2 protein-coding genes and 1 pseudogene are annotated in these 5046 nt (G+C 73.4%); 2 read left to right on the forward strand and 1 reads right to left on the reverse strand.

Annotation, left to right across the window (positions count from 1 at the left end):
* Positions 1-65: 65 nt before the first annotated feature.
* Positions 66-2087 carry an NPCBM/NEW2 domain-containing protein gene (locus ACWEN3_RS41210; RefSeq protein ID WP_452982271.1) on the reverse strand — a complete coding sequence of 674 codons (2022 nt, stop codon included), beginning with the start codon at positions 2085-2087 and terminating at the stop codon, positions 66-68.
* Between the two features lie 273 nt (positions 2088-2360).
* Between ACWEN3_RS41210 and ACWEN3_RS41215 the strand changes: the two are divergent.
* Positions 2361-3215: pseudogene (locus ACWEN3_RS41215) on the forward strand (NAD(P)/FAD-dependent oxidoreductase); the annotation flags it as partial.
* Positions 3216-3307: 92 nt separating this feature from the next.
* Positions 3308-5046, forward strand: a 1739-nt coding sequence (locus tag ACWEN3_RS41220) for a transketolase (protein WP_452982274.1), incomplete at its 3' end; no start/stop codon positions are given.

Here is a 5046-nt window from a genome sequence, read left to right on the forward strand (position 1 = left end):
GCCTCCGCGGTGACCGACGCGGGCCTGAACATCACTGTCGCCGCCCGGCACCTGCTGGACGTGGCTCAGCAGCTGAGCCGGGCGTTCGCCCAGTCCGCGTGGTCCGAGTCGATGCCGTCGCCGCCGTCGGTGACGACCAGCCGGACCACCTGGGCGCCGGTGACGTCGGCGGTGAGGGGCTGGGCGGGCATCGCGTTGGTCAGCACCCCGGTCGAGGCGACCTTCGTGCCGTCCGCCCAGATCTCGAAGGCGACGGTGCCCTTCGTGCCCTTCTCGTCGTCCACGCCGACGTCCGCGGTGACCTTCCCGCAGGCCCTGCCGGTGTAGAAGGAGATCTCGCTCGGGGCGTGGGTGCCGAGCCCCTTCGCGTACACCACCCCGCCGACGGTGATCGGATGCCCGTCGCCCGCGGCGCTCTCCCCGTTGCTGGTGTCGCGCTCCACCGGCCCCCAGCCGCCGGCCGCCGACAGCCACGGCAGATCGCTCAGGTACGACGTCCCGGACGGCGGCGGCACGACGACCGTCGCGGTGACCGGCAGGCCGGCGGTGACCCGCTGCCCGGACGGCGAGCGGTAACTCGCCCGGAGCGTGAGGCCGTAGGAGCCGGTGGGCGTCCCGGCCGGGGCGGTCACGCGCCAACCGGTGCGCAGGGTCCGGCCGGTGGGGAGGGCGGCGGCCGTGGTCGCGGACGCGGGCCGTACGGTCCACCCGTCGGGGCCGGTCAGCGACACGGACACCCGGCGCGCGGGCGTACGGCCGAGGTCGGTGACGGTGCCGGTGAGCGTGACCGGGTTGCCCGCCTCCAGCAACGGGCCGCCGTCCAGGCCGAGTTCGACGGCGGGCGGGTTGACGGCCCAGTGCGGGTCGGCCGTCACGCGCAGCAGGACCGTGCCGTGGGCCGGGACGGTGGCCGCGAGGGTGCCCGCGGTGTTGTAACTGCGGTGCTGCCACAGGTCCCGCAGGGTGTAGGCGTCGGCGGCGGGCAGGCCCACGGCGCTCGCGGTGGTGGCGATCCGCTGGGCGGTGGCGGACTCGTTGAACAGGGCGACCGCGCGGCTGCCGTCCTTCATCTCCCTGGCGATCACCCAGCGTCCGCCGGCGGAGGAGACGACCGTGCCCTGCTTGCCGAGCGGGTCCTGGTCGACCGCCGTGACCTCCTTGTTGTCCAGGATGTCGAGGGTCGCCGGGGAGGCCTTGCGCAGGTCCGTGCCGATGAGCAGGGGGGCCGCCATGACGGACCAGAGGGAGAAGTGCGAGCGGTACTCGGTGTCCGTCATGCCGCCGTTGCCGACCTCCAGCATGTCGGGGTCGTTCCAGTGGCCGGGCCCGGCGTACGGCGCGAGCGGGAGGTTCTGCTTGAGGATCGAGAGCATCGAGGACCAGTTGTCGCTGATGTCACCGGTCGTCCGCCAGAGGTGGCCGACGTCCGAGGCCCACTCCCAGGGCTTGTTCTCGCCCCATTCGCAGATGCTGTAGACGATCGGCCGCCCGGTCGCCTTCAGGGCGTCCCGCATGGTCCGGTAACGCGTCTTCGCGTCCACACCGAGGTTGTTGCAGTTGTCGTACTTCAGATAGTCGACGCCCCAGTCGGCGAACTGCCGTGCGTCGCTGTACTCGTGGCCGAGGGCGCCCGGGAAGCCCGCGCTGTTGCAGGTCTTGATGCCGGCGCTGGTGTAGATGCCGAGCTTGAGCCCCTTGGCGTGGACGTAGTCGGCGACGGCCTTGATGCCGTGCGGGAAGCGGGCCGGGTCGGGGACGAGCTTGCCGTCGGCGTCCCGGCCGGTCAGGGCCCAGCAGTCGTCCAGGTTGACGTACTGGTAGCCCGCGTCCTTCAGGCCCTTCGACACGAAGAGGTCCGCGATGCCCTCGACCATGGTCTCGTTGAAGTCCGCACGGCAGTGCGTCGAGTTCCAGTTGTTGAAGCCCATCGGCGGGGTGAGGGCGAGGCCGTCGGCCAGGGAGGGGGCGACGGGGCCGGTGGCGGAGGCCGCGACGGCGGGGGCGGCGAGGCCCGCCGCGCACAGCAGTCCGGCGGTGAGCGCTCCGGCCACTCTTCGGCGGGTGGTGCGGGTGTGAGGGTGACGCATCGTTGACGTTCCTCCGACTCGCGAAAGGGCGGGATGACGGTGCGCCCCTCGGCGGCTCCGGCGGCTCCGGCGGCTGCGGCAGATCCGGCGGCCCCGGCGGCTCGGAAGGGCATGTACGCGTCATCGGGTGCGCGTTTACGGTAGGACGTGTCCGACTGTGTTGGAAGAGGGCGGCCGTGTCGTTCGATATCCCGTCAAACCCCTTGACAGTCGGGGGGTTTGGCGTTGACAGGGTCGCCGTGCGTTCGGATGTGTTCGCTTCGGCCGGTCATACAGCTGCTCACCGACGGGCTGGCCCGCCGGCACCCGCTGCCGGCCGGGACGAGACCGCGCTGGATCCTGCTGGACGTGGCGCCGCGCGTGCTGCCGGAGATGGACCCGCGGCTGTCCCGGACGGCCGACCGGGTGCTGCGGGCGCGGGGCGTCGACGTGCGGACGGGGACGTCGGTGAAGGAGGCCACCCACGACGGGGTGGTGCTCAGCGACGGCGAGACCATCGCCTCCCGGACCCTGGTGTGGTGCGTCGGCGTGCGGCCCGATCCGCTGGTGGAGGCGGTGGGGCAGCCGCTGGAGCGCGGCCGGCTCATCGTCGACCCGTATCTGCGGGTGCCGGGCCGGGCCGGCGTGTACGCCTGCGGGGACGCGGCCGCCGTACCGGACCTGGAGCAGCCGGGGCAGTTCACGCCGATGACGGCGCAGCATGCCTGGCGGCAGGGCCGGGTGGCCGGTGAGAACGTGGCCGCCTCGCTCGGTCTGGGCCGGCGCCGGCGCCCCTACCGCCATCACGACCTGGGCTTCGCCGTCGACCTGGGCGGGGTCCAGGCCGCCGCGAACCCGTTCGGCGTCCCGCTGTCCGGCCCGGCGGCCGGCCTGGTCACCCGCGGCTACCACCTGGCCGCGCTGCCCGCAGGCCGCATCCGGGTGGCCGCCGACTGGCTGCTGGACGCCCTGCTGCCGCGCCAGAGCGTGCAGTTGGGCCTGGTACGGGCCTGGTCGGTGCCGCTGGAGTCGGCCTCGCCGGAGCTCGCGCGGGTACCGGGCGGGAAGGAGGGCGACGAGCACGGGGGACCCGGCGGGGACCACCCGGCGCCCGGCCCCGTACGGCGCACCGATCCGCCCGACCCCGCGTCCGCCTGACCCCGGGGCGCCGCCCCTCGGCCGCCCCCGTTCATCTCCCCCCACTTCTTCCACTTCTCCCACGACTCTGCGCAAGGAGACTCATGGACACCGCCGAACTCGCCGAACTGGGCCAGCAGTTGCGTGTCGACAGCGTACGGGCCGCCGCCGCGGCGGGATCCGGGCATCCGACGTCCTCGATGTCCGCCGCCGACCTGATGGCCGTCCTGCTGGCGAACCATCTGCGCTTCGACTTCGAACGCCCCGAACACCCGGCCAACGACCGCTTCGTACTGTCGAAGGGCCACGCCTCGCCCCTGCTGTACTCGGTCTACAAGGCGGCCGGCGCCATCGAGGACGGCGAGCTGATGACCTTCCGCAAGCTCGGCAGCCGCCTCGAAGGACACCCGACACCCCGGCGGCTGCCCTGGGTGGAGACGGCCACCGGCTCGCTCGGTCAGGGCCTGCCGGTCGGGGTCGGCATCGCCCTCGCCGGAAAGCGGCTGGACCGCGTCGGCTACCGGGTGTGGGTGCTGTGCGGCGACAGCGAGCTGGCGGAGGGCTCGGTGTGGGAGGCCGCCGAGCACGCCGGATACGAGAACCTGGACAACCTGACCGCCATCGTCGACGTCAACCGGCTCGGGCAGCGCGGCCCCACCCGGCACGGCCACGACCTGGACGCCTACGCCCGCCGCTTCCAGGCCTTCGGCTGGCACACCATCGAGATCGACGGCCACGACGTCGACAAGATCGACCGGGCCTACGGGGAGGCGCTGTCCACCACCGGGCAGCCCACCGTGATCCTCGCCCGCACCCTCAAGGGCAAGGGCGTCGCCGCCGTCGAGGACCGCGAGGGCCTGCACGGCAAGCCGCTGCCGCACCCCGAGGAGGCCGTCGAGGAACTCGGCGGACCCCGCGAGGTGCACGTCCGGGTCAGCGAGCCGCCGGCCGCCGCCGCGCTGCGCTCCGTCACCACCGAGGTGCTCCAGCTGCCCGCCTTCGACCGGGGCGAGGAGGTCGCCACCCGGGACGCCTTCGGCAAGGCCCTCGCCGCGCTCGGCAACGCCCGCGGCGACATCGTCGCCCTGGACGGCGAGGTCGGCGACTCCACCCGGACCGAGGAGTTCGCCAAGGCGCACCCCGACCGCTACTTCGAGTGCTACATCGCCGAGCAGCAGCTCGTCGCCGCGGCCGTCGGGATGGCCGCGCGCGGCTGGGTGCCGTACGCCGCGACCTTCGCCGCGTTCTTCAGCAGGGCCTACGACTTCGTGCGCATGGCCTCCATCAGCGGCTCCGGGATCAACCTGGTCGGTTCGCACGCGGGCGTCTCGATCGGGCAGGACGGGCCCTCGCAGATGGGCCTGGAGGACCTGGCGATGTTCCGGGCGGTCTACGGCTCGACGGTCCTCTATCCGTGCGACGCCAACCAGACCGCCCGGCTGGTCGCCACCATGGCCGGCCGCGACGGCATCCGCTACCTGCGCACCTCGCGCGGCAAGACCCCGGTGATCTACGGCGCCGACGAGGAGTTCGAGGTGGGCGGCAGCAAGACGCTGCGGTCGAGCGAGGAGGACCGGCTGACCGTCGTCGCGGCCGGGGTCACCCTGCACGAGGCGCTGGCGGCGGCCGACCGGCTCGCCGAGGAGGGCATCGCCGTCCGGGTGATCGACCTGTACTCCGTGAAGCCCGTCGACACGGACACCCTGCGCCGGGCCGCCGAGGAGACCGGCTGCCTGCTCACCGTCGAGGACCACCGCCCGGAGGGCGGCCTCGGGGACGCCGTCGCGGAGGCGTTCGGAGACGGCGGGCCCGTGCCCCGGCTGGTCCGGCTCGGGGTGCGCAC

Source organism: Streptomyces sp. NPDC004561, from assembly GCF_053602155.1.

Bases quoted from the DNA above. Each gene is read 5' to 3' on its own strand.
- ACWEN3_RS41210 (WP_452982271.1), bottom strand. From the start codon at position 2,087: ATGCGTCACCCTCACACCCGCACCACCCGCCGAAGAGTGGCCGGAGCG.